A 25,180-nucleotide genomic window follows, 5' to 3' on the forward strand; every position below is an offset into this window, starting at 1 on the left:
AAGCAACGGCGTCCTTGCATCCAATGGATGGAGAAACATTAAAGGCGGTAGATATTATTTCCAGAACTGTACAGCAGTAACAAATAAAAGAGTAAAAGATCCGTCCACAAATAAATGGGGATGGCTGGATTCCCGGGGAAGATATTCTACGGAATGGATTATCATGGATGATGCCAAGAACCGCGCCCGTTATATGGATCCAAGTACAGGATATGTGTTAAAGAACACCACCAAGACAATTGACGGAGTTAATTATCGTTTTGACAAATATGGAAACCGTGTCAGCGACAGAACAAATGAGTTCAGACAGAGCTCTTATTATCTGGAATGTGACCGTGTAAATGGTGTTATGACTATTTATACAAATTCCAAGAAAAATGTGCCTATCAAGACCGTTCGTGTTTCTGTAGGTAATCCGGGTACTCCGACACCTCTGATGACAAATGAACGAATTGACCGTGCAGACCGCTGGCAGCTTCTTATGGGACCATCCTGGGGTCAGTATGGAACTCATGTAAGAGGCGGTATTTATATCCATTCTGTAGCAAGTGGCCAGAGACATGGAAACAATCTTCCGGCAGGAGAATATCTGAAGCTTGGAAATCCGGCTTCCCATGGCTGTATCCGCTGCTGTGTAGCAGATGCAAAATGGATCTGGGAAAACTGCAATGGATCCAGAATCAGGATTTTTGACGGAAAGTACAATGCTAATGAAACATTTAAGGGACCTCTTGGAAGAAATCCGCTGACACCATTAAGAGGAAGCGGAACTTTCGATCCTACGGACCCGGAATATAATTAATAAAAAGGAAAAAGGAGGCTGTTGCAAAGCTGTTCCGAAGAGAGACATTTTATATCAATCTAAGGCTACAGGAAGAGTAACAGCCTCTTCTCAGGAGGAAAAGTAATATGAGAACATATCTGGTAACAGGCGGAGCGGGATTTATTGGATCCAATTATATCCACTACATGTTTCAGAAATATGACAATGAGATCCGCATTATCAATGTGGACAAGCTGACTTATGCAGGAAACCTGGAAAATCTGAAAGACGTTGAAAACAGAGAAAACTATACTTTTGTAAAGGCAGATATCTGTGACAGCGAAGCCATTATGAAGATTTTTGATGAAAATGATATTGACCGTGTTGTTCATTTTGCAGCGGAAAGCCATGTAGACAGAAGTATCCGCAATCCGGAAGTGTTTGTAAAGACAAATGTACTGGGAACTCTGGTTATGCTTAACGCAGCAAAATCTGCCTGGGAGCTTCCTGACGGAACCTTTAAACCGGACAAAAAATTCCTTCACGTTTCTACAGATGAGGTGTATGGCTCTCTTGAGGATGAGGGGGAATTTTTCTATGAAACCACTCCATATGATCCGCACAGCCCTTATTCTGCAAGTAAGGCATCTTCAGATATGCTGGTGAAATCTTATATGGATACCTATAAATTCCCGGCGAATATTACAAACTGCAGCAATAACTATGGACCATACCAGTTCCCGGAAAAGCTGATTCCGCTGATCATCAATAATGCTCTTCAGGGTAAGAAGCTTCCGGTATACGGAGACGGCAAAAATGTTCGTGACTGGCTGTATGTTATGGATCACGCAAAGGGTATTGATATGGTTCAGGAAAAAGGACGTCTTTTTGAAACCTATAATATCGGCGGACATAATGAAAAGCAGAATATCCAGATCATCCATATTATTCTGGATACTCTTCAGGAGATGCTTCCGGAAGGAGATCCAAGAAGAGAACTTGTCAGTGAAAATCTGATCACCTATGTAGAAGATCGTAAGGGTCATGACCGTCGTTATGCCATTGCTCCGGATAAGATCAAAGAAGAAGTAGGCTGGTATCCGGAAACATGTTTTGAAGACGGTATCCGCCTGACTATTAAGTGGTTTTTTGAAAATGAGGACTGGATGAAAAATGTAACAAGCGGAGATTATCAGAAATATTACGAAGACATGTACAAAACAAAATAATGTTTTCTGAACAGGGATTTGCCCGGACAACGGCAGAGATCCTGACGGAAGTCTGTGTGCTGCAGTTTAAGGTAATGCCGGAACTGCAGCATTGTTTTTTTGTTTAAGAGGGATAAGACTGTCTGAGGATAACATACAAAGCGGATTTTGAGACACTTTAAAATCCTGTGGAAAGACAGGCGATAAAATGATAAAATATAAGACAGAACAGAAATGAGGGTGTTTAAAATGAAAAAGATTGTGATCATTGGAGCCAATGATTTTCAGAAACCTTTGATACAAAAAGCAAAAACAATGGGATATGAGACCCATGTATTTGCCTGGCGGGAAGGTGCCACAGGTGCAGAAGATGCAGATTTCTTTTATGAGATCAGTATTACGGAAAAAGATCAGATCCTGGATATATGCAGAAAGATACAGCCGGATGCAGTGGCAACCATAGGATCGGATCTGGCAAATATTACAGTTCAGTATCTGGCAGAAAAATTAGGACTTCCCGGAAACAGCAGGGAGTGTATCCAGAATTCCACCAATAAAGCGTCTATGCGTCTTGCTTTTCAGGCGGCTGGTATTCCGGTACCGTTTTTTAAAACAGTAGAAGAGGGCGAAAAGTACAGTCCACAGTCATATCCTGTGATTGTGAAGCCTACGGACCGTTCCGGAAGCAGGGCGATCACTAAAGTATATAAGGAAGAAGATCTGGCGGGCGCTGTTTTTAGCGCTGCAGCTCAGTCCTTTGAAAAAAAGGCGATTATAGAGGAATATATAGAGGGGGCAGAGTACAGTGTAGAGACCATAAGCTATGAGGGCCGTCACACCTGTCTTGCCGTTACAAAAAAATATACCACAGGAAGTCCTCATTATATAGAAGTGGCTCATATACAGCCGGCTCCTTTGACAGAGAAAATGGAAAACAGAATAAAAGAAATTGTTTTCAAAGCACTGGATGCGTTGAGGATTGTCTGTGGAGCTGCTCATAGTGAACTGCGGATCAGCAAAAAAGGAGAGATCCGTATCATTGAGATCGGTTCCCGTATGGGCGGAGACTGCATTGGTTCAGATCTTGTTCCTCTTTCTACAGGGCAGGATTTTGTGGGAATGGTAGTAGATACAGCATCAGGAAAACCACCTGTATTAAAAGAAGCGGACAGACATGTGGCTGCCATTCGTTTTCTTATGAATGAAAATGACGAGAAACTTCTTGCGGAATTAAAGGAAAAACACCCGGATAAGCTGCGAAAAGTGGTAATAGAGGGAGAGGCAAAAAATGCAGATATTGTGGACAGCGGAAGCAGACCGGGATTTTTTATCCTGCAGGCAGATTCTCATAAAGAAATGGAAGAACTGCTTCATCATGGTCCATGGGAAAATCCTCTTGAAGAGCTTCCGGAAACACCTGTACAGAAGCTGGGATTTTCCGGAGGAGAGATCAACTGGCAGGCTCCGGGGATTCCAGGCTGGCAGACATCATCTGCACATATCCTCTGCAATCATTTTTATATGAAGAGAGACGATCTGCTGCCGTTTTCCTTTGGAGGAAACAAGGTCCGCTTTGCTCAGAAATTTTTGGAAGATATGAAAAGAGAACATTGCGACAGTATGATCATTTATGGAAATTATCATTCCAATCTTTGCCGGATACTGTCAACTCTTTGTCATAAGCTGGGAATGCCATGCTATATGGTTCATAATACAGAAGATATAAAAGAACAAAAAGAAACACAGAACAGCCGGGTGATCCGGGCTATGGGAGTAAGGGAAATCCCCTGCGGAAAAACAGAAATTGCGCATGCGGTACAGCAGGCTATGGATGAACTGACAGAGAAAGGATACAGACCGTATTATATTTATGGAAATACAAAAGGTCAGGGGAGGGAATGGGTTCCTGTGGAAGCTTATGCGGAGGCGTATGAAGAAATATGCCGTCAGGAAGAAGAAAAAGGAGTTCATTTTGACTATATTTTTCTGGCATCCAGCACCAATGCCACTCAGGCCGGCCTGCTTGCTGGAAGCCTGAAAGCAGGAGACAACAGGAAGATCATCGGTATTTCTGTTTCTCGAAATGCAAAAAGGGGAAGAGAGGTCATTGCCTCTGATCTTAATGCATATGCAGATAAGTTTGGCTATAGCTTTCCGGAAGATTGGAAAGAGCATATTTATTTTACGGACGAATATCTGGGAGACGGATACGGACGATATTCATCTAAAACAGCGGATATTATCAGAAAAATATACGGGGAAGAAGGAATACCTCTTGATATGACCTATACAGGAAAGGCATTTTATGGTATGGTAAGATATCTGGAAGAAAATCAGATTTATGATAAAAATATTCTGTTTCTTCATACGGGAGGAACCCCTTTGTTTTTTGATTTTCTGGAGGAGAACGATCTTTAATTATGAAAAAAATAATGATTCTTGGCGCCAGTTATTCTCAGCTTCCTCTTTATGAGGAAGCAAAAAAACTGGGCATTTCAACAGTGGCTGCCAGCATTCCGGGAGAATGGCCGGGATTTCAGGCAGCCGATGAATTTACTTATACAGATATATCAGATCCTGATGCTGTACATAAGGCGGCAGAAAGGCTTCATGTAGACGGGATTGCCACCTGCTGTCTGGATACCGGAGTGAGGGCTCTGGGTTATGCCTGTGAACAGCTGGGGCTGAAAGGACTGAGTGCGAAAGCTGCGGAAATCAGCAGTAATAAATTCAAAATGAAAGAAGCATTTATGGCAGGAGGGGTAAACTGTGCACGTCACATCTGTGTCCGAAACAGACAGGAGCTTGCAGAAGCTTTGGAATGTCTGAAATTTCCTGTAGTTCTTAAGGCAGTGGATCTGATGGGAAGCAGAGGAATCTTCCGGTGCAATACAAAAGAAGAAGCATTTGAGCGGTATGAAGATACGATGAAGGCTACCGGAAAAGATTACTGTCTGGCAGAGGAGTTTATTGAGGGTGAAACGCTTGGCTGTGAGGCGATGATCTCCAATGGAAAGCTGCTTTATTGTCTTCCGAACAATATCGATGCTTTTCAGAGTTATGTACCAACACCCATAGGGCATTCTGTTCCCTACAGAAAACAGGAGACCCTGGGAGCAAAGGTGGAAGAGCAGGTAATGCTTGCCATTCAGGCAGTGGGGCTTGATAATTGTGCTGTCAATTGTGATCTGATCGAAAAAGATGGAAATATCTATGTGATCGAGATTACGGGAAGGGCGGGTGCAACCTGTCTGCCGGAAACAGTAGGCTTATATTATGGAATAAATTATTATGAGGCAATCGTGCGGCTTGCCATGGATATGGAGCCGGAAAAATTATTTGCCGGTTACAAACCCCGGCAGTCCAGTCTTTCCAGGATATTGACTTCGGACAGATGCGGCATTGTAAAAGAAATCCATAATGGAAATTGTCCGGCAGAGGATATTATTGATCTTTCTTTTAATATTCAGCCGGGAGATCAGGTGAACCGTTACGAAAATGGAAGAGACCGTATTGGCCAGGTGATCCTGACAGGGGAAAATCTGGATGCCTGTGAAAAGCGTCTGGAGGATATTTTGTCGAAAATTAACATTGAATTTACAGTATGATTGTGAGAGAATAACATGAGAAATGACCATGACTCAAAAAAAAGTACATATCTGCTGCTTCATATCAGTCTTTTGTTCAGCTCATTAAGCGGTGTCTGCTCTAAAATGGCTTCCGGATATACAGACCGTATTTTTTCACTGCAGTTTATTTTTTGGTTCGGGCTGGTGTTTGTGATCATGTTCGGCTATGCAGTGATCTGGCAGCAGATCCTGAAGCGTATGCCCCTGACAGTGGCATATGCCAACCGCCCTGTGACATTGATCTGGGGCATTATTTGGGGCGCGCTGATTTTTGGCGAAAAGATTACATGGAATATGATTGCCGGAGCAGTGATCATTTTTGCCGGAATCTATCTGGTAACCTCAGAAAATTTACAGAAGGGCGGTGAGAAACATTGAGTAGTTTTCAGATATCTGTATGTATCCTGCTTCTGTCTGTATTTATCTCATCTGTTTCTCAGATTATCCTGAAAAAAGCAGCAAATAAAACATATGACAGCCCGCTGAAGGAATATCTGAATCCTATGGTGATCGGAGCCTACGGCCTTTTTTTCTGCTCTGTGATCCTTACTATGCTGGCACTGCGGAATCTGCCCCTTTCGATGTCGCCGATTCTGGAATCCACGGGGTATATTTTTGTTTCGGTGATGGGATATTTCTTTCTGAAAGAAAGATTCAGCAAAAGGAAACTTATGGGATTTGCCCTGATACTTGCGGGGATCTTTATATTTAACCTATAGAAACGAGGGAGAAAAGATGCTGGTATCGATTGTCATACCGTGCTATAATTCAGAGCACACCATCGGCAAGGTGGTGGAGCTTGCAATAGAAGAGTTCAAGAAACTAAAAGATTATGAATGTGAGTTTGTGCTTGTAAACGATTATTCCAGAGACGGTACCTGGAAGTCCATTCATGGACTGACAGAGAAATACCCGAATGTAAAAGGAATCAACCTTGCAAAAAATTTCGGCCAGCATAATGCTATTATGGCAGGAATGAATTATGCAGAGGGAGATCTGATCCTGGGGATGGATGACGATATGCAGAATCATCCTTCTCAGATTCCGCAGTTTTTGGATAAGATGGAAGAAGGCTATGACATTGTGTTCGGAGTTTTTAAACAAAGGAAATTTTCCTGGTTTAAAAATCTTACAGGAGCAGTAAGCCGCTTCCTTCTGTGGCATCTTCTGGACCGCCCGAAGGATATCCAGATGAGCAGCTTCTGGTGCTGCCGGAAGTACGTCAGGGATGAAGTGGTAAAATATGACGGGTACAATACTTTTCTTCAGGTACTGTTTTTCCGCACCACACATAATATTGCAAATATAGAGATCGAGCATTTTGAAAGAGAGGTAGGGACTTCCAATTATAATTTCAGGAGAGGTCTGAAACTTTTTATGTCCTGCCTGAATTTTACGGTAATCCCTCTCCGGCTTGCGACTTTTTTTGGAACATTGTTTTCGGCGGCCGGATTTATTGGGGCAATTGTAGTATTTATCCGTAAATTGCTGGATCCGTCCATAGCAATTGGCTGGTCTTCTCTTATGTGTGCCATGCTGGTACTGTTTGGCATCTGTTTCCTGATGCTTGGCATTGTAGGAGAATATCTGGGCAAGCTGATGCTGAATGTGAACAAAACACCCCAGTATGTGATCCGGGACAGAGAAAATATTTCTGAAGCAGCTGACAACAAGGATGAAGAAAAACAGGGAAATAAAGAATGATAGATTTTAACAGACCTGCACTTGTAGGGAAAGAACTGAATTATATTAAAGATGCCGTGGATCAGGGAATGCTCTGCGGTGACGGTAAATATACAAAACTCTGCTCACAGTGGATGAAGGAAAGGTTTCATGCATCTCAGGTGTTTCTGACCACTTCCTGCACACACGCACTGGAGATGGCAGCGTATCTTTGCGATATCCAGCCGGGAGATGAGGTGATCATGCCTTCTTATACATTTGTATCTACTGCAGATGCTTTTGTACTTCGTGGGGCAAAGATCGTGTTCGTGGATATCCGGCCGGATACCATGAATATAGATGAAAAGCTGATCGAACAGGCAGTTACAGAAAAAACAAAAGCTATAGTGCCTGTCCATTATGCGGGTGTTTCCTGTGAAATGGACCGGATCATGGAGCTGGCGAAAAAATATGATCTGAAAGTAGTGGAAGATGCCGCCCAGGGTGTGGAGGCCTACTACCATGGAAAGGCTCTCGGAACGATCGGTGATTTTGGATGTTACAGTTTTCATGAGACAAAGAATTATACTATGGGAGAGGGCGGAGCTCTGGTATTTCAGGACAACCAGTACCAGGAAAAAGCAGAGATCCTCAGAGAAAAAGGAACGGACAGAAGTAAATTTTTCCGGGGACAGGTAGATAAATACCGATGGATCGATTATGGATCCTCTTATCTTCCAAGTGAAATGAATGCGGCTTATCTGTATGCCCAGCTTGAGGAAGCAGAAAAGATCGATGGCAAGCGCCACCAGATCTACGACTATTATAATGAAGGTCTTAAGAGCCTTGAGGAACAGGAGAAGATCCAGAGACCTGTTGTTCCGGAAGGATGCAAACATAATGCGCATATGTATTATATTAAAGTAAAAGATCTCGAAACAAGGAGCCGTCTGATCGCCTACCTGAAAGAAAACGGAATCTGCACAGCCTTTCACTATGTACCGCTGCACAGTTCGCCGGCAGGAGAGAAATTTGGAAGATTTTCTGGAGAAGATGTTTATACTACAAAAGAAAGTGAACGTCTTTTGCGTCTTCCGATGTTTTACAATCTGTCCATGTCTGATGTAGAATATATTACAGAAAAGATACTTGCGTTTGAGTTTTGACGGAGGAGAGAAGAATGAGAAAAAAATTTGCAGGTGCGGCAGTTCTGGGACTGATATCCATGATTCTGCCGGCATCCACTGTACAGGCAGTAACTGTAAACTTTGGGACACCGGCAGCAGTAGCTACAGATAATATTCAGGGCTGGCCAAAGGGACCGGATACAGTTTCCGAGACAGCCGTGCTTATTGACGCAGACACAGGAGCTGTCCTTTATGATAAAGGAATGGACGAATACAGATATCCGGCCAGTACTACAAAAATCATGACCGTGCTTACAGCAATCGAAAACAGCTCACCAAAAGACACCGTTACTTTTACAGAAACCGGAGTCAGAGATGTAACCTGGGACAGTTCCAACATTGGAATGAAGCTGGGAGAGACCATCACCATGAAAGACTGCTGGTTTGCAGCGATCATTAAATCGGCCAATGAAGTATGTGCCCAGATGGCAGAATATGTAGGCGGTACAGAGGCTCAGTTTATAGAGATGATGAACCAGAGGGCAAAGGAGATCGGATGTAAGAATACACATTTTGCCAATGCCAGTGGTCTCCCGGATGCAAACCACTATACAACTGCTCATGACCTGGCCAAGATCATGAGGGCAGGTCTTAGAAACCACAGGTTCCGTCAGGTGATCAGCGGAGTTAATTATACTATTCCGGCTACGAACCTCAGCGAAGCCAGAGGGATGCATACCCATATGCCTTTGATGGCAAAGGAATCCAATCTTTATTATGAAGGATGTATTGGCGGAAAGACCGGAAATACCAATGATGCAGGACATACGCTTGTAACTGCAGCAGAAAGAAACGGCCGCACATATATAGCGGTAACGCTTCGGGCACCGGATCTTGGAGCAAACTGTACCGATACGATTGCACTTTTTGATTATGCATTTAATAATTTTGATACAATAACTTTAAATGGAAAAAATATGACAGTACCTAAAGGGGTTACTGTGGATGACCTTACTGTAAAAACAAAAGAAAAAAATGGACAGATCATGAATCAGTTTTATTACAGCGGTCAGTTTGTAGGCTATCTCATGACTCCAAAGTTTTCCCCTACCCCTCAGGTAACACAGACTGTATCGGCAGAAAGTAATGCGCAGTCTGTCAGCGGATCAGCAGAAACCGTTTCGGAAGAGGAAAGCAGTTTGTCAGATACTTCAAAACTGCTTCTGGGAGTCATGGCAGTTATGGCAGTGACTCTTGTGATCTTAATGGTGGCACTGCATTTCAAAGAGAAAAAAATGTACAGAACCAGACGATAAGGAGGAGAAAATATGAAGGGAATTATTTTAGCAGGCGGTTCAGGAACCAGATTATATCCATTAACAAAGGCAATCTCCAAACAGATCATGCCGGTATATGACAAGCCAATGATCTACTATCCGCTTTCTACACTGATGCTGGCAGGAATCCGTGAGATCCTGATCATTTCCACACCGAGAGATCTTCCTGTATTCCAGGAACTTCTTGGAGACGGAAAACAGCTGGGAATGAGATTTGAGTATGCGGTGCAGGAGCAGCCGAGAGGACTGGCAGACGCTTTTATTATCGGAGAGGAATTTATTGGAAACGATGCAGTGGCTCTTGTTCTGGGCGATAATATTTTTTATGGCCAGAGCTTTTCCAGAGTACTCCAGAATGCATATCAGAGAACGGAGACAGAAAAGGGAGCAACCATTTTTGGATACTATGTAAGAGATCCGAGAGAGTACGGAGTAGTAGAGTTTGACGAAAACGGAAAGGCTCTTTCTATTGAAGAAAAACCGGAGCATCCCAAGTCAAATTATGCAGTTCCGGGACTTTATTTCTATGATAATGATGTAGTGGAGATCGCAAAAAACGTGAAGCCATCTGCAAGAGGCGAGATTGAGATCACCAGCATTAACAACGAATATCTGAACAGAGGCACTCTCAAGGTAGAAACCCTTGGAAGAGGCTTTGCATGGCTTGATACCGGAAATCATGATTCTCTTCTTGATGCGGCTGATTTTGTTTCTGCGTTCCAGAAGCGTCAGGGACTTTATATTTCCTGTATTGAGGAAATTGCATATAAACGTGGATTTATCACAAAAGAGCAGCTTGTGGAACTGGCGCAGCCTCTTCTGAAAACTGCTTATGGAAAATATATGATCGAAGTTGCGGAGGGCTTATAAAATGGGAAAGATCACAGTAGAAACCTGTCATATTGAAGGACTGAAGGTGATTACGCCGGCAGTGTTCGGAGACGAACGCGGATACTTTATGGAGACTTATAATTATAATGACTATAAGGCGGCAGGGATCGATCAGGAGTTTGTGCAGGATAATCAGTCCAGCTCCAGAAAAGGCGTTTTAAGAGGACTTCATTTCCAGATCAACTATCCCCAGGACAAGCTGGTTCGTGTAGTCAGCGGCGAGGTATTTGATGTGGCCGTAGACCTGAGAGAAGGTTCTCCTACTTACGGGCAGTGGTATGGCGTGCTGCTTTCTGCGGAGAACAAAAAACAGTTTTTTATTCCCAAGAATTTTGCACATGGTTTTCTGGTGCTTTCAGATTCCGCAGAATTTGCCTATAAATGCACAGACTTTTATCATCCGAATGATGAGGGCGGTCTGGCATACAACGACCCGGACATTGCAGTAGAGTGGCCGATCCCAGAGGGAATGGAACTGATCATGTCCGAAAAAGATCAGAAGTGGGGAAGCTTTCAGGAATATTCCGCAAACAGGAGCAAAAAGGATTGAAAAAAGAAACCTGGCTGCCAGGGGAACTTTACAGGAACAGAAGATTAGTATTTTCCCTGGCAAAAAACGACTTTAAAACAAAATATGCAGGTTCCTATTTTGGAACCGTCTGGGCTTTTATCCAGCCTATTGTGACCATCTGTGTGTACTGGTTTGTATTCGGACTTGCCCTGAGAAACGGAGCGGACAGAGGGGTACCCTTTGTGCTTTGGCTGGTGGCTGGTCTGGTACCCTGGTTTTTCTTTCAGGACGGACTGGTAGGCGGTACCAATGCACTTCTGGAATACAATTATCTGGTAAAAAAGGTAGTATTTAATATACGGATCCTTCCGGTGGTAAAGGTGATCTCAGCAGCTTTTGTACACTGCTTTTTTGTGCTGATCGTGCTTGTGATCTACACCTGTATGGGATATCCTCCTACCTGGTATGCACTGCAGCTGATCTATTACAGCTTCTGTGTTTTTATGCTGATCCTTGCAGTGACTTATTTTTCCAGCGCAGTGGTGGTATTTTTCCGTGACCTCAGTCAGATCATCAACATTGGTCTGCAGGTAGGCGTGTGGGTGACCCCTATCATGTGGAACTTTAACGATCTTGGTCTTGAAGGGATTCTGACAAAAATTCTGAAACTGAATCCTGTGTTCTATGTGGTACAGGGATATCGTGATTCCCTGATCGACCATATCGGAATCTGGCAGCATCCATGGCTGACCCTGTACTTCTGGGTATTTACCATTTTGCTGTTTGTTCTGGGAACGCGGCTGTTTAAGAAGCTTCAGGTACACTTTGCAGATGTCATGTAAATGGAGAGTAAGATGAGTGAAATTGCAATTCAGGTAAAACATCTGGATAAGATGTATAAATTATATAACAAACCTTCTGACAGGCTCCGGGAAACCCTGGGGCTTAAGGTGCCTGTAAGGGAACATTATGCCCTCAGAGATGTAAACTTTCAGGTGGAGAGGGGAGAGACGGTAGGAATTATCGGAACCAATGGTTCCGGTAAATCTACAATCTTAAAAATCATCACAGGAGTTCTGAACCCAACAGCCGGAGAAGTGACCGTAAACGGAAGGATTTCGGCTCTTCTGGAGCTGGGAGCCGGATTTAACACGGAATATACCGGGATCGAAAACATTTATCTCAACGGAACCATGATGGGATTTTCCAGAGAAGAGGTGGACGCAAGGCTTCAGGATATTCTGGACTTTGCAGATATCGGAGATTTTGTTTACCAGCCGGTAAAAGCATATTCCAGCGGAATGTTTGTCCGCCTGGCTTTTGCGGTAGCCATCAACATTGATCCGGAGATCCTGATCGTAGACGAGGCTCTGTCTGTGGGCGATGTATTTTTCCAGGCCAAATGTTACCGTAAATTCGAGGAATTTAAAAAAATGGGCAGGACTATTCTTTTTGTCAGCCACGATCTCAGCAGTATCTCCCGCTATTGCGACAGGGTTATCCTTCTTAACAAAGGAGTAAAAATGGAGGAAGGCTCTCCAAAGCAGATGGTGGATATGTATAAACAGCTTCTGGTGGGTCAGGATCCTGCAAAGGCAGAGGAAAATAAGGAAACCCAGAAGGAGAACTGGAGCGAGCAGTTCCAGGTGAACCCCAATATGCTGGAATATGGCAGTAAGCTGGCAGAAATTGTGGATTTTGCAGTGCTGGATGAGAAAGGTCTGTGTACAAACACCATTGAAAAAGGAAGTTCCTTCCAGATTAAAATGAAGGTTGTTTTTCATGAGAGTATCCAGGAACCGATCATGGCTTATACCTTTAAGGATATTAAAGGAACCGAGATCACAGGAACCAACACTCTTTTTGAAAAAATGGCTGTGGAGCATTCGGAAGCAGGCGATACCTGTACAGTAACCTTTCGGCAGGATATGTTCCTTCAGGGAGGCGAATATCTCCTTTCCTTTGGATGTACCGGTTATAAGGACGGGGAGTTCACTGTTTTCCACAGACTGTATGACGCATGTAACATTACGGTAGTTTCCAATAAAAATACCGTTGGTTTTTATGATATGAACTCGAAAGTAGAGATTCACTACGGAGAAAAAGCATGAAAGAAAAGATCGGACAGGTGACTCTGGATGATACCTGTTATCCAGGGCAGGATTTATACAGTGACGGAATTGTAGAGGATGAAATGCTGGAGATTGCCAGAACATACCCGGAGGAGGAATGGAACCGGGTGATCGCCCAGCGGAAAAGCTGGCCCATCCTTTATCATTTCTCGCATGTAAGAGAAAATATTTTAAGCTGGCTTCCTTTTACCGGACAGGAAAGTGTATTGGAAATCGGTTCCGGCTGCGGAGCGATTACAGGTGCCCTTTGCAAAAAAGCAAAAAAGGTCACCTGTATCGAGCTTTCAAAAAAAAGAAGTGAGATCAATGCCTGGAGACACAGAGACTGTGAGAATCTGACCATTCTTATGGGGAATTTCCAGGAGATCGAGCCTGCGCTGACGGAGAAGTATGATTACATTACTCTGATCGGCGTTTTTGAGTATGGGGAAAATTATATCCAGAGCGAAACTCCTTATGTGGATTTTCTCAGAACTATTGCCCGTCATCTGAAGCCGGAGGGAAAGATCATTCTTGCCATTGAAAACCGTTTTGGACTGAAATACTGGGCAGGCTGCACGGAAGATCATTTTGGAACTTTATTTGAGGGACTGGAAGGATATCCTTCCACAAAAGGCGTTAAGACCTTTACGAAAAAGGAACTGACAGATATTCTGGAAAAAGCGGGAAATCTCAAGGCAAGCTGGTATTATCCATTTCCGGATTACAAGCTTCCCATGACCATATATTCTGACAGACGTCTTCCTCTGAAGGGAGAACTGAACCGAATGGAAACAAACTTTGACAGACTGAGACTTCAGCTGTTTCAGGAATCCTCGGTATATGACTCGCTTCTGGATAACCATATGTTTCCGGAATTTTCCAACTCGTTCCTTTTGCTGATCGGAAAAGAGGAACTCCGGCCGGAGGTAGTCTATTCTAAATTTTCCAATGAGAGAGACCAGCGGTTTGCCCTTCGGACAGACATCTGTGAACCGGGACGGTATGAGAGATATGTACGGAAGCTTCCGGTAGTGCCAAAGGCAGAGGAGCATGTAAAGAATCTGGAACGGATCCAGAGAGAATTGAATACGATTTATGAAAAAGAAGGTATTGAGCTGAATAACTGCCGGTTTGAGCAGGGAGCGGCAAAACTGGAATATCTGGAGGGGGTAACTCTGGAGGAAAAACTGGATATGCTTCTGGAACAGGGAAAATATCAGGAACTGGAAGAGCTGTTTTTCTTTTATCTGAGAAAGATACGCAGTCTTCACTGCAAGGAAAAGTTCAGAAAGACACCGGAGTTTATTCAGGTATTTGGCGATGCGCCTCTTGAGGGAGAATATGATGCCTCCGGCATGTCTAATATTGATCTTGTTCCGGCAAACCTTCTGATTCAGAGGGACAGACAGGTAGTCATTGATTATGAATGGACCTTCCGTTTTCCGATTCCTGCGGATTTCATTCAGTACCGGATGATTCATTATTATCTGGAAAGCGACGGCAAACGTCATGTTCTGAAGAACCGGAATTTTTACGGAAAAGCCGGGATCACGGAAAAAGACATGGAAATTTACAGGGAAATGGAACGGAACTTCCAGAACTATATGAAAGGAGATCATGTTCCCCTTCTGGAGCTTTATGAAGAGGTTTCTCCGGGGAAAGTGGAGATCCTGCCATATTATGAGCAGATGAGGCTTGCAGGAGCAGAAAGAAGGCTTCAGGTATTTTATGACCGGGGAGAAGGCTTCCGGGAGGAGGATTCAGCCGTTTATCCTATGAGCAGAGAAGGACTGGATCTGGAGATCAGAATTCCGGCAGGCGTACACAGACTGCGTCTGGATCCGGGAGAAGCGGCAGGAGGACTGATTCTGAAGGAACTTTCTTATGAGGATGGAACGCCGGCAGATTTTACTGCAAACGGATTCCCCATGGGAGCAGGTGCATATTATTTCGGAGGCGGAGACCCTCAGTTTATAACAGGGGATGTTTCCGGAAAGACAAAGCTCTGTATCCGGATACGGACTATGAAAGAAACAGATGCAAGAAAAGATTTCTGGAAGAATTTTTCCAGAGTATCTGCCGAAAAGGATGCGGAAATCCGCAGACTGAATGAAAAGATTACCCAGATGGAAAATACAAAGATCTGGAAATTATATAGAAGCATTAAGAAAAAATAAACTGCCGGAAATCCCAAAGATGGAAAAGAAATTCAGGGACAGCGGCAGTTCAGTCAGAATGAGGTAAAACATGGAAGAATTGCGCTTCAGTGTGGATGAACAAAAATATGACGACAGGCACGGGCAGGTTCTGAGTCTTACAGGCTGGTATGTGCCGGCAGAGGGACAGACTCCGGAATTCCGGTTTCTGGGAGACGGGAAGGAAATCGCCGTTCCGGCTCCGAAAAGATCCCCCAGACCTGATGTGGCCCAGGCTCTGGAACGTAATCTGGGACAGTTCCTTCCGGGGTTTACAGTTTGTATCCCGGAGGCGGACAGGCTTGCTGAAAAATATCATACCGTAGAACTGATCCTGACTGACGGTGCGGAGACTCATTCTGTCTGGAAAAAATCCAGAGAAGAGCTGGAAGCCTTTCTGCAGGAAAGCCTGCTGGAATATCATATGGACAGGGTGGAGATTCTGTATGACACCATGCTGGAAATTCAGGGCTGGGTGATGGATCAGAGAGGAGATGCGGCGGCAGAGCTTCTCAATGAGGATGAAAGTCCTGTTCCCTGCCGTATGAGCAGGGGAAGAAGACCGGATGTAGTGGAACGAAGAGGGCTTGACGAAGAATATAAAAACCGGGAGATCGGATTCCGTATTTCTGCTACTCTGGATGAGATTGCAGGGAAAAAAGTCATTCTCCGGTTTACAGGCTCCTCTGTCCGGAAAGATCATGAGATCGATGTGCAGAAGCTTCTGAAGGATGGAAAGCCAAAGGGGATTCTGAATCGTTTTTTCCGACGTTCAGAAGAAAAGACAGGAGATTATGAGCAGTGGCTGAAGCGCCACAGTGTCAGCCGTTCCCGGATGTGGAAGCAGAAACATGTTAATTTTGATAAAAAACCGCTGATCAGCATTGTGATCCCGTTATATAATACGCCGCTTCCCTATCTGAAGGAACTGATCGAATCTGTAAGAAAACAGACTTACGGGAACTGGCAGCTGTGTCTGGCTGACGGAAGCCCGGATGATAAGGTATATGAATTTCTGAAGAAAAATTACAGGCATGAGGTTCGGATCAGTTATAAAAAACTGAAGGAAAACGGGGGAATCTCCGTGAACACCAATAAGGCCATAGAGCTTGCAAGAGGGGAATACCTGATGCTCTGCGACCATGACGATACACTGGAGCCGGACGCACTTTACGAAATTGTAAAGGCGGTCAACGAGTATGAACATGCAGATGTGATCTATACAGATGAGGATAAGATCAGCATGGACGGCAGGCATTATTTCGACCCTCATTTCAAATCGGATTTTAATCTGTTCCGGCTGAGAGAAAATAATTATATCTGCCATATTTTTGTGGTAAAAAGGCAGGTGGCGGAAAAAGCCGGATATTTCCGTAAAGAATTTGACGGGGCGCAGGATTTTGATTTTATTTTCCGCTGCTGCGAAAATGCCGCCGGAGTCATCCATATTCCCAGAGTGCTTTATCACTGGCGCTGCCATATGGATTCCACAGCTGCCGATCCGGAAAGCAAGGCATATGCGTTTGAAGCCGGAAGAAAAGCCGTGGAGGAGCATTACCGGAGAATGGAAATTCCTGCAAAGGTGGAGATGACACAGAGGCCGGGATGGTACCGGAGCCGGGTGGAGATTCAGGGAACACCAATGATCTCTGTGATCATCCCCAATAAAGATCATATTGACGATCTGGAACTGTGTCTTTCGTCTCTGACAGAGCGCAGTACTTACGAAAATTATGAGGTACTGATCGTAGAAAACAACAGTGAAGAGGCTGCCACCTTTGCGTATTATGAAAAGCTTCCCCAGCGTTTCCCGAAGGTGAGAATTCTTACCTGGGAAAAAGAATTTAATTATTCTTCTATCAATAATTTTGCAGCAGAACAGGCAAGAGGAGAATATCTGTTGTTTTTGAATAATGATGTGGAGATCCTGACGCCTGACTGGATGGAGGAGATGCTTCAGATCTGTCAGCAGAAAGAGGTTTCCATAGTAGGAGCCAAGCTTTATTATCCGGACGATACCATTCAGCATGGGGGCGTAGTCATGGGGCTGGGCGGGATCGCCGGGCATATCATGTGCCGTGCATCCAGAGAGGATGAAGGATATTTTGGAAGGATGATCAGTGTCCAGGAGATCAGCGCAGTAACAGCAGCCTGCATGATGATGAAAACAGAAGACTTCCGGAAAGTGGAAGGATTTGATGAGACCTTCCGGGTAGCGTTTAATGATATTGATCTCTGTATGAAAGTCAGGGCTCTTGGCAAAAAAGTGGTGTTTACCCCTTATGCAGAGCTGTATCATTATGAATCAAAATCCAGAGGCTTAGAGGACACGCCGGAAAAACAGTTCCGTTTTGAAAAGGAAATAAAAAGATTTCAGGAAAAATGGGGAGATCAGCTGAGAAAAGGCGATCCGTATTACAGTCCCAATCTGTCTGTAACAGAAGGAGACTGCTCCCTGAGAGAAAACTGAGAAACGAGGTTGGATATGTCAAGAGAGATTTTTGAGGTAACAAAGGACAGGTTCCATCTGAAGGATCCCTGCCAGTATATCCTGCAGGGAACCTGGCCAAAGGAAGCAAAGATGCGTGCCTGTCTGGATGATTCTGAGATAAAGGCGGAGATCCGGAAGCTGGAGGTAGTCAGCGCTCTGGAACGATTTAAGGATCCGGATCTGATGCGGGGAGAGAGGATCACTGCCGCTGTGCAGCTTCCGGAATCTCTGGAAGGGCATCAGAAGCTGTCTGTTTATGCAGATATGCCGGATAAGACCATATGCTGGTTTTCTGTTTCCGTAAAGGAACTGGAAAAACGCCGGGGCAAGCCTCAGTTTTTTATCGAGGAAGAAAAGGTCCAGCAGGGATTTTTACGGATCCGGGGCTGGGCTGTTGCGGATGAGCCGGTAAAGATCCAGATTTTTGATGAAAACAAACAGAAGCTTCATGCAGAAATCCTTCGTACTCAGAGAGTGGATGTGGAGCAGATGTATGAAGAGATGGATCACGAAGACAAAACAGGATTTTTTGCAGAACTGACCAACCTTACCGGAAAGCTGGTCTATGTGGTATTTTATGCAGGAGATACGAAATCAGTGCATATTGCCCATCTGAATCCGGCTGTGGTATTTCGTAAAAAGATCCAGAAGTATGCAAAGAAAGGTCTGCGCTACTGGAAGAGCCAGGGAAGCGCAGCTATGGTAGGAAAGATTGTTTCAAAGGTTAAGACTGCATCTACCAGAGAGATTCCTTATCAGAAATGGATCCTTCATCATCTTCCGGGAAATAAAGAACTGGAAAAACAGAGAAAAACAGTTTTTGACTATCAGCCAAAGATTTCAATTGTGATTCCTCTGTATAAGACACCGGAAAAATATCTCCGCCAGCTGGTAGACACGGTAAAAGCCCAGACCTATCCCAACTGGGAGCTTTGTCTTTCTGACGGAAGCGGAGAAGATTCTCCTATCCGGAAGCTTCTGGAAAGTCTGGAAGCCTCTGATAAAAGAATCCGGGTGATTCATAATGAAAAGCAGCTGCAGATCTCAGAGAACACCAACGCGGCGATTCAGGCGGCAACCGGAGAATATATCGCATTTGCCGACCATGACGACGAACTGACTCCAAACGCTCTGTTTGAGTGCGTGAAGGTTTTGAATGAGAAAAAACAGACGAGAATCCTTTATTCGGACGAGGACAAAATGTCTATGGACGGACACAAGTTTTTCCAGCCGCATTTCAAGCCGGACTACAACCCGGATCTGCTTTGTACGGTTAACTATATCTGCCATCTTTTTGTGGTGGACAAAAACGTGATCCAGGAAGTGGGAATGCTCCGCAGTGAATTTGACGGAGCCCAGGATTATGACTTTATTTTCCGTTGTATCGAGGCGGTGAAGTCGGAAGAAATCTTTCATATTCCAAAGATCCTTTATCACTGGCGCTGCCATGAGGATTCCACAGCTGAAAATCCGGAAAGCAAGACTTATGCATTTGAAGCAGGAAAACGCGCTATTGAGGAGCATTATAAGAGAACAGGGATTCAGGCAGAGGTTCTCCAGGGAGAATTTCTGGGACTTTACCGTACCAGATTTATCCGGGATCATGATCCGCTGATCTCCATTATCATCCCTAATAAGGACCATACAGAGGATCTGAAACGGTGCATAGATTCTATAGATCAGAAATCCACCTACCGGAATTACGAGTATATTATTGTGGAAAATAACAGTACAGAAGAGAAAACCTTTCAGTTTTACAAAAAACTGGAGGCAGAAAATCCAAAGGCTCATGTGGTGTACTGGGACAGAGAGTTTAACTATTCTGCAATCAATAATTATGGAGCCACATTTGCAAAGGGCGAATATATCCTTCTTTTGAACAATGATACGGAAATTATCAATGAAGACTGTCTGGAGCAGCTTCTGGGCTACTGTATGAGAAGCGATGTAGGAGCGGTAGGGGCAAGGATGTATTATGAAGATGATACTATCCAGCACGCAGGTGTTGTGATCGGATTCGGCGGCATTGCAGGACACTGCTTTGTGCTGCAGCCAAGAGGAACCACAGGATACTGCCACAGGATCATCTGCGCCCAGGATTACAGTGCGGTGACAGCAGCCTGTATGATGGTGAAGCGTTCGGCTTTTGACCAGGTGGGAGGTCTTACTGAGGAACTGGCAGTTGCCTTTAATGACATTGATTTCTGTATGAAGCTGAGAAGTGCAGGCTATCTGATCGTGTATAATCCTTATGCAGAGCTGTATCACTATGAATCCAAATCCAGAGGTCTGGAGGATACGCCGGAAAAGGTTGCAAGATTTAATAAGGAAATTCAGATTTTTGAAAGACGCTGGCCGGATATCATGAGGGACGGAGATCCCTATTATAATCCGAATCTGACTTTGAAAAGCCAGGATTTTTCACTGAAAAGGATATAAGGAGGACTTATCAATGAAGGTATTAGTCACAGGAGTAAAGGGACAGCTTGGCCACGATGTGATGAATGAGCTGGCGAAACGGGGATATGAAGGCATTGGCGTGGATGTGGAGGAAATGGATATCACAGATGAAGCGGCAGTACGCAGAGTCATGGAGGAAGTCCGCCCGGACAAAATGGTGCACTGTGCAGCCTGGACAGCTGTGGATGCAGCAGAGGATCAGGTGGAAATGTGCCGCAAAGTCAACGCTCTGGGAACTGAAAACATTGCAAAAATGTGCGGAGAGCTGGATATTCCCCTGATTTATCTCAGTACAGATTATGTGTTTGACGGAGAAGGCACCCGTCCCTGGGAGCCGGACGACCCGGTGGTAAAACCTCTGAATGTTTATGGACAGACAAAGTATGAAGGGGAACTGGCAGTAGAAAAATATACGGATAAATATTATATTGTCCGTATTGCCTGGGTATTTGGCGTAAACGGCAAAAACTTTATCAAGACCATGCTGAATCTTGGAAAGACCCATGATACCCTGACTGTGGTAGACGATCAGATCGGAACTCCTACTTATACCTACGATCTGGCAAAGCTTCTTGTGGATATGCTGGAAAAAGAAGAGTATGGCAAATATCATGTAACCAATGAGGGCGGTTATATCTCCTGGTGCGATTTTGCAAAAGAAATCTTCCGGCAGGCTGGTATGGATGTAAAAGTAACTCCGGTAAGCTCAGACCAGTATCCGGCAAAGGCGAAACGTCCTTCCAACAGCCGCATGGAAAAAAACAAGCTGACCCAGCGTGGATTTGAACGTCTGCCTTCCTGGCAGGATGCCCTTTCCCGTTATCTGAAGGAGATTATGTAAGAGAAGATGAATGTGCAAAAAGCAAAAAAAGCGGTGGATAAACCCACCGCTTTTCGTAAATGGTGTGGAAAAGAGAATGAAAATGTCAGGTTTGCCGCATATCTGCTGGGACTGATGATTCTCAGCGCCTGCTTTATGTTTGGCGATTATCTTTTTGGAGATCAGCTGATGATCTTTCAGGATATTGGAAGCGACACCTGGCAGCAGTATATTATGAATTATTCGGCGATTGTCAATGATATCCGGGATGGAAGCTTCAGTTTGTGGGATTTTTCCAACGGATTTGGGGTTAATCTGTTTAATTTTAATCTGTTTGATCCCTTTCTGATGATTCTGTATGGTTTGGGAGTGCTGCTGGGACCTGCACATATGCTTCTGTATATCAATGTGATCCAGATTCTGAAAATGCTGGCAGCGGGATTGGCGTTTTACCTGTTTTTATCCCAGTTTTCTTTCAGCAGCCAGGCAAAGCTGGTGACTTCCTATGTGTACGGATTCAGTGGTTTTCTTCTGGTGTGGGGACAGCACTATCAATTTGGCACGGCGGTAATCTATCTTCCCCTGCTTCTGCTTTTTTGTGAAAGACATATACAGAAGAAAAAGGGACGGGGATTTTTTCCGGTGATGGTTTTTCTGTGCGGGATCTACAGCGTGTATTTTACATATATGTGTCTTGCGGCAACAGGACTTTACCTTTTGTTTCGGATTCTGATGGTGGACGGGCTTACACCTGCCCAGAGGATCGGCCGTTTTTTCGCAGGATGCGGTGAAATGCTTCTTGGCATAGGAATGAGCATGGCGGTTTTTCTTCCTATGGCAGAGGTGCTTTTGAATGTGTCCTCCAGGCTGGACGGCAGCGGAGTGGGATTTATGGACTGGCTTCAGCAGTGTTTTACTCCTTATAGCGGAAAGTTTTATAATTCTCTGATGAAGCATCTGTTTTCCAGTAATCTGCAGAATGGATTCGGCATGGCAAAAGGACCTCAGCAGTATGTGATGAACTATTACGAGGATCCGATTCTGTTCTGCTCCGGGCTGGCAGTTTTTCTGGATATCCAGTTCCTTCTGGTTCTGAGAAAAGCGGAGATAGCCCGAAGGGCAAAGACAGTTCTGTATGGGGCAGCAGTGCTGATCCTTACGGGAATGCTCCTTCCCATTGGAGGAACGGTCTTTAATTACTTTACAAAGCCAACCCAGAGATATACCTTTGTATTGGTACCGGTTTTTCTTCTCCTTATGGCATGGATGTGGGATTATCTGAAAAAAGGCGGGCATCTCAGCATCCTTCTGATCATTTTGGTAACTGTCTTTATGGGACAGGCATATCTGGAGGGCTGGCAGCAGGCAGGATTTCCGGAATATAAAAGAAATATCCTGATTCTGACAGCAGCCGGGATTCTCACTGTCATCTGTCTGACAGCGCTTAATTTTGTAAAAAAACAGCAGATCCGAAATCTGGTAATGGGAATCCTTACTGTGGCTCTGGCTGTGCAGGTGATGTCAGAAGGCAGTACAAATTTCCAGGCCAGAGCTACCCTGAAAAAAACAGATACACCTGCAGAGCTTATGGCACAGGAAATGGAGCAGTATGAGGCTGACAGACATTCCAAAGAGAAAGAGATCAGATACCGGGCAGAAATGACTAAGCCACAGGACTTTTTCCGGGAAATGTACCGGGCAGATATTCCTCAGGTGCTGGATTATCTGGAAGAAAAGGACGGAAGCTTTTTCCGGGTGGAAAAGGATTATATTTCCGGAACAGTGGCCATGGATGCCTCTGCCCAGGGATATAACGGGATATCCTCCTATAATTCTGTTATGAACGGCTATATAAAGGAATTTGTGGAAATCTGTTGTCCGGAGCTGTTTTTTGCGGACAAAAACCACTATACATTCTGGAACAATGTAGAGGATGAACAGCTGGCAGCCTTTCTGGGAATCCGTTATCTGATCTCCGGTCAGAAGGTACCTGAGGAAGGATGGAGGGTACTGGATCAGGTAGGCGGACTTTATGTCCATGAAAATCAGCTGGAAACCGGAACGGCTCACTTTTATACGGATGCCGTCAGCGAAGACAGTCTGAAAGAACTGTGTACAGAGGAGACAAGAGACGAGTTTCTTCAGAATGTGATTGCTCTGCCGGAAGAAAATTCTTCCGAAACGATCCAGGCGGCCTCTGAGATTTCGGAGCTTCTCAGCCAGGAGGAAAAAAATGCCATGGAAGATTCAGAGATCATCCTGAATCGACCGGAAAAAGATTCCCATATTACCGGAGCCATCCATGCGGAAACAGACGGATACGGAATGTTTATGATCCCATACGAAAAAGGATGGAGCCTGACCATTGATGGAAAAGAAACAGAACTCCTTCGCGGAGACATTGGATTTCTGGCATGTGAGATCCCGGAAGGCGATCACACACTGGAGCTGACCTTCCAGGCGCCGGGATTAAAGAAAGGAGTACCTGCCAGTATTTTGTTCTGGATCCTGTTCGGAGTGTCCAGAATAGCGGGCAGATTTGGGGGAAGAAAGCAGAAATAATGCCGATATCGGTGATTCGCTATCTGTGGGGTGTTCAATTATCGGAGAAACTGATAATTTTTTCCATGAAAGGAGTAGAAAATCATGGATAGCAAAAAGATAGGAGCATTTATTGCAGTGAACCGCAAGGCAAAAGGATTCACGCAGGAACAGCTTGGGGAAAAACTGGGTGTGAGTAATAAGACAATCTCCCGCTGGGAGAATGGAAATTATATGCCGGATCTGTCTTTACTCGAACCTCTTAGCAGAGAACTGGGGATTTCACTGAATGAACTTTTGGCCGGAGAAAAAATTGAAAAGGAAAAAGCAATTGAGTATTCAGAACAGAACCTGATCAGTACCATTGATTACACGGAAAAAAAGATAAAAAATGTACACAGGGAAATTTCCATGTTTATTATGGGAGCCGGTATTCTGATGTGTATTTGTTCTTTTACTGTTTTTCCATCAGAAAGCAGCTGGGGAGAAATATATTCTGTTTTGGGACTTGTTCTGACTATTGCAGGCGTCTTCAGAGAATTAAAGAAGATCTCTTTATTAAAAAGAGGACTGGTTTCCATATGCTTATTTCTTATGATTCTGGGAATTTTTTTCTTTGCGGATTATATTGGGGTGACACAGTTTAAAAGACCGCCCATATACAGATACAGGACAACGACGGTCTTTAAAGATAATAAACTGATCGAATATCGGAACCTGTTTTATCATGTATATCGGATCAATGCAGACACACCCAACGAATATTATCTTATAGACAGGAAAAAACAGTATACTGTCGATACTGTACCAACAAGTCCTTTCAATAAAGATAAAAGCGATATGGAGCGTCTTATTCAATATCAAAGTAAATATGTCGGAGATAACAGCAACACAGGGCGGCTTATAGAAGCGCTGCCGCTGTCTGAATATGGGTTTGTGTTTGAAATCGACTGGAAAAACTGCGGTATGACGATAAACTATCATTTTACAGACTGGTATGACAATGATGATCTGTATATTGAAAAGGCATTGATCTATAATTCGGTTTCAGCATTTGCACTGATTGAAAATCTTGAATATATTAATTTTAATTTCAGTGGAAGCAGCTATTCTGTCAGACGTGAAATGATGGAACAGAACTATCCGGATTACCAGAAGATTTTTTCGGAGGATTCCATTGATACAAAGAAATTTAATCAATATGTAGAACAGAAAATGAATGATAACGTATTTATAGCTGATGTTTTTAAAGTATTTGAAAAGTAGAGCAGGAAGGGAATGACTGAAGACCGGTCATTCTCTTTTTTTTATTCACCAGGAAAGTAGTACATTCTGTACTAACTTTCTGATGAATAAAAAATGCTCCGCGAGGATTGAGGGATTTAGAAATGTACATGTCCGCTTTGTTCTATATATTAGAAAAATTGAATT

Annotated in this window: 19 protein-coding genes; all 19 read left to right on the forward strand. The window is 44.1% G+C overall.

Annotated features, from left to right (window positions below):
- On the forward strand, positions 1 to 802 hold an 802-nt coding region (locus tag RDS42_RS02425), incomplete at its 5' end, for a L,D-transpeptidase (protein ID WP_308782198.1).
- A 107-nt stretch (positions 803 to 909) separates the two neighbouring features.
- Positions 910 to 1,992 carry a dTDP-glucose 4,6-dehydratase gene (gene rfbB, locus RDS42_RS02430; protein ID WP_308782199.1) on the forward strand — a complete coding sequence of 361 codons (1,083 nt, stop codon included), beginning with the start codon at positions 910 to 912 and terminating at the stop codon, positions 1,990 to 1,992.
- Between the two features lie 228 nt (positions 1,993 to 2,220).
- The gene (locus RDS42_RS02435) at positions 2,221 to 4,389 is read left to right on the forward strand and encodes a pyridoxal-phosphate dependent enzyme (RefSeq protein WP_308782200.1); all 2,169 of its coding nucleotides are present in this window, start codon (positions 2,221 to 2,223) and stop codon (positions 4,387 to 4,389) included.
- Between the two features lie 2 nt (positions 4,390 to 4,391).
- Complete coding sequence (locus RDS42_RS02440) at positions 4,392 to 5,579, forward strand: ATP-grasp domain-containing protein (RefSeq protein ID WP_308782201.1); 1,188 nt, start codon at positions 4,392 to 4,394, stop codon at positions 5,577 to 5,579.
- Positions 5,580 to 5,594: 15 nt separating this feature from the next.
- Positions 5,595 to 5,978, forward strand: coding sequence for a DMT family transporter (locus tag RDS42_RS02445; RefSeq protein WP_308782202.1), 384 nt, complete (start codon positions 5,595 to 5,597; stop codon positions 5,976 to 5,978).
- Entirely contained in the window at positions 5,975 to 6,319 is a 345-nt protein-coding gene (locus RDS42_RS02450; protein WP_308782203.1) for an EamA family transporter, read from the forward strand. Before RDS42_RS02445 ends, RDS42_RS02450 begins: the two co-directional genes overlap by 4 nt.
- A 16-nt stretch (positions 6,320 to 6,335) precedes the next feature.
- Positions 6,336 to 7,304, forward strand: a complete 969-nt coding sequence (locus RDS42_RS02455) for a glycosyltransferase family 2 protein (protein ID WP_308782204.1) — start codon at positions 6,336 to 6,338, stop codon at positions 7,302 to 7,304.
- Positions 7,301 to 8,428: a dTDP-4-amino-4,6-dideoxygalactose transaminase gene (gene rffA, locus RDS42_RS02460; protein WP_308782205.1), complete on the forward strand. Its 1,128-nt coding sequence runs from the start codon at positions 7,301 to 7,303 to the stop codon at positions 8,426 to 8,428. Before RDS42_RS02455 ends, rffA begins: the two co-directional genes overlap by 4 nt.
- A gap of 14 nt (positions 8,429 to 8,442) precedes the next feature.
- Positions 8,443 to 9,705, forward strand: a complete 1,263-nt coding sequence (locus RDS42_RS02465) for a D-alanyl-D-alanine carboxypeptidase family protein (protein WP_308782206.1) — start codon at positions 8,443 to 8,445, stop codon at positions 9,703 to 9,705.
- 12 nt (positions 9,706 to 9,717) lie between these two features.
- Positions 9,718 to 10,596 carry a glucose-1-phosphate thymidylyltransferase RfbA gene (rfbA, locus tag RDS42_RS02470; RefSeq protein WP_308782207.1) on the forward strand — a complete coding sequence of 293 codons (879 nt, stop codon included), beginning with the start codon at positions 9,718 to 9,720 and terminating at the stop codon, positions 10,594 to 10,596.
- Position 10,597: 1 nt separating this feature from the next.
- Positions 10,598 to 11,167 (forward strand): dTDP-4-dehydrorhamnose 3,5-epimerase, encoded by a 570-nt coding sequence (rfbC, locus tag RDS42_RS02475; RefSeq protein ID WP_177274796.1) that lies wholly within the window; start codon positions 10,598 to 10,600, stop codon positions 11,165 to 11,167.
- On the forward strand, positions 11,164 to 11,970 hold the full coding sequence (locus tag RDS42_RS02480) for an ABC transporter permease (RefSeq protein WP_308782208.1): 807 nt from the start codon (positions 11,164 to 11,166) through the stop codon (positions 11,968 to 11,970). Before rfbC ends, RDS42_RS02480 begins: the two co-directional genes overlap by 4 nt.
- A gap of 12 nt (positions 11,971 to 11,982) precedes the next feature.
- Positions 11,983 to 13,239, forward strand: a complete 1,257-nt coding sequence (locus RDS42_RS02485; protein ID WP_308782209.1) for an ABC transporter ATP-binding protein — start codon at positions 11,983 to 11,985, stop codon at positions 13,237 to 13,239.
- A complete protein-coding gene (locus RDS42_RS02490; RefSeq protein ID WP_308782210.1) occupies positions 13,236 to 15,419 on the forward strand; it encodes a class I SAM-dependent methyltransferase in 2,184 nt (727 codons plus the stop codon). Before RDS42_RS02485 ends, RDS42_RS02490 begins: the two co-directional genes overlap by 4 nt.
- Positions 15,420 to 15,489: 70 nt before the next feature.
- Entirely contained in the window at positions 15,490 to 17,907 is a 2,418-nt protein-coding gene (locus RDS42_RS02495) for a glycosyltransferase family 2 protein (RefSeq protein WP_308782211.1), read from the forward strand.
- Between the two features lie 15 nt (positions 17,908 to 17,922).
- Complete coding sequence (locus RDS42_RS02500) at positions 17,923 to 20,367, forward strand: glycosyltransferase family 2 protein (protein WP_308782212.1); 2,445 nt, start codon at positions 17,923 to 17,925, stop codon at positions 20,365 to 20,367.
- Between the two features lie 13 nt (positions 20,368 to 20,380).
- Positions 20,381 to 21,229, forward strand: coding sequence for a dTDP-4-dehydrorhamnose reductase (gene rfbD, locus RDS42_RS02505; protein WP_308782213.1), 849 nt, complete (start codon positions 20,381 to 20,383; stop codon positions 21,227 to 21,229).
- A 6-nt stretch (positions 21,230 to 21,235) separates the two neighbouring features.
- On the forward strand, positions 21,236 to 23,770 hold the full coding sequence (locus tag RDS42_RS02510; protein WP_308782214.1) for a YfhO family protein: 2,535 nt from the start codon (positions 21,236 to 21,238) through the stop codon (positions 23,768 to 23,770).
- Positions 23,771 to 23,854: 84 nt separating this feature from the next.
- A complete protein-coding gene (locus RDS42_RS02515) occupies positions 23,855 to 25,015 on the forward strand; it encodes a DUF4825 domain-containing protein (RefSeq protein ID WP_308782215.1) in 1,161 nt (386 codons plus the stop codon).
- The last annotated feature ends 165 nt before the right edge of the window (positions 25,016 to 25,180 follow it).

Source organism: uncultured Blautia sp., assembly GCF_902497045.1.
GTDB lineage: Bacteria > Bacillota > Clostridia > Lachnospirales > Lachnospiraceae > Blautia_A.

Coding starts and splice junctions, on each gene's coding strand:
- rfbB (WP_308782199.1), top strand. CDS start 910: ATGAGAACATATCTGGTAACAGGCGGAGCGGGATTTATTGGATCCAAT.
- RDS42_RS02435 (WP_308782200.1), top strand. CDS start 2,221: ATGAAAAAGATTGTGATCATTGGAGCCAATGATTTTCAGAAACCTTTG.
- RDS42_RS02440 (WP_308782201.1), top strand. CDS start 4,392: ATGAAAAAAATAATGATTCTTGGCGCCAGTTATTCTCAGCTTCCTCTT.
- RDS42_RS02445 (WP_308782202.1), top strand. CDS start 5,595: ATGAGAAATGACCATGACTCAAAAAAAAGTACATATCTGCTGCTTCAT.
- RDS42_RS02455 (WP_308782204.1), top strand. CDS start 6,336: ATGCTGGTATCGATTGTCATACCGTGCTATAATTCAGAGCACACCATC.
- rffA (WP_308782205.1), top strand. CDS start 7,301: ATGATAGATTTTAACAGACCTGCACTTGTAGGGAAAGAACTGAATTAT.
- RDS42_RS02465 (WP_308782206.1), top strand. CDS start 8,443: ATGAGAAAAAAATTTGCAGGTGCGGCAGTTCTGGGACTGATATCCATG.
- rfbA (WP_308782207.1), top strand. CDS start 9,718: ATGAAGGGAATTATTTTAGCAGGCGGTTCAGGAACCAGATTATATCCA.
- rfbC (WP_177274796.1), top strand. CDS start 10,598: ATGGGAAAGATCACAGTAGAAACCTGTCATATTGAAGGACTGAAGGTG.
- RDS42_RS02485 (WP_308782209.1), top strand. CDS start 11,983: ATGAGTGAAATTGCAATTCAGGTAAAACATCTGGATAAGATGTATAAA.
- RDS42_RS02490 (WP_308782210.1), top strand. CDS start 13,236: ATGAAAGAAAAGATCGGACAGGTGACTCTGGATGATACCTGTTATCCA.
- RDS42_RS02495 (WP_308782211.1), top strand. CDS start 15,490: ATGGAAGAATTGCGCTTCAGTGTGGATGAACAAAAATATGACGACAGG.
- RDS42_RS02500 (WP_308782212.1), top strand. CDS start 17,923: ATGTCAAGAGAGATTTTTGAGGTAACAAAGGACAGGTTCCATCTGAAG.
- rfbD (WP_308782213.1), top strand. CDS start 20,381: ATGAAGGTATTAGTCACAGGAGTAAAGGGACAGCTTGGCCACGATGTG.
- RDS42_RS02510 (WP_308782214.1), top strand. CDS start 21,236: ATGAATGTGCAAAAAGCAAAAAAAGCGGTGGATAAACCCACCGCTTTT.
- RDS42_RS02515 (WP_308782215.1), top strand. CDS start 23,855: ATGGATAGCAAAAAGATAGGAGCATTTATTGCAGTGAACCGCAAGGCA.